Source organism: Novosphingobium huizhouense (assembly GCF_020179475.1).
GTDB classification, from domain to species: domain Bacteria; phylum Pseudomonadota; class Alphaproteobacteria; order Sphingomonadales; family Sphingomonadaceae; genus Novosphingobium; species Novosphingobium huizhouense.
Genome location: NZ_JAILXZ010000034.1, coordinates 1 through 286, shown reverse-complemented (window position 1 = coordinate 286; position 286 = coordinate 1). Strand labels below are relative to the sequence as shown.

The following is a 286-nucleotide window of genomic DNA, read 5'->3' as shown; positions in this document are numbered from 1 at the left end:
CAGCGCCGCGACAAGCGTCGCCGCCGCATCGGCATCGCCAAGCGATTCGACAGCCGAGGAAAGTCCCGCAAACTGATCCCGGTCCAGTGACTTTGGTGGCGGGCGATCGAAATAGGGATGGGTCAGGAAGTCTCGCAGAACCTCTTCGTGAACCTGTCCCGCCGCCGCCAGGGCGCCGTCGCGATCATGGCTTTGACGCAGGCGGGCGCGCATCAGATCGTTGATCGGCGCATTGGCGGGACCGGTATCAAAGGCCAGACAGGCTGCGGGGTCCTCGGGTCGGTCG

Annotated in this window: 1 protein-coding gene; it reads right to left on the bottom strand. The window is 65.4% G+C overall.

The features are described from left to right. Positions 1-258 (bottom strand): anhydro-N-acetylmuramic acid kinase (locus K3A85_RS17865; protein WP_225207864.1); only part of this gene is annotated, 258 nt, incomplete at its 3' end. Positions 259-286 lie beyond the last annotated feature (28 nt).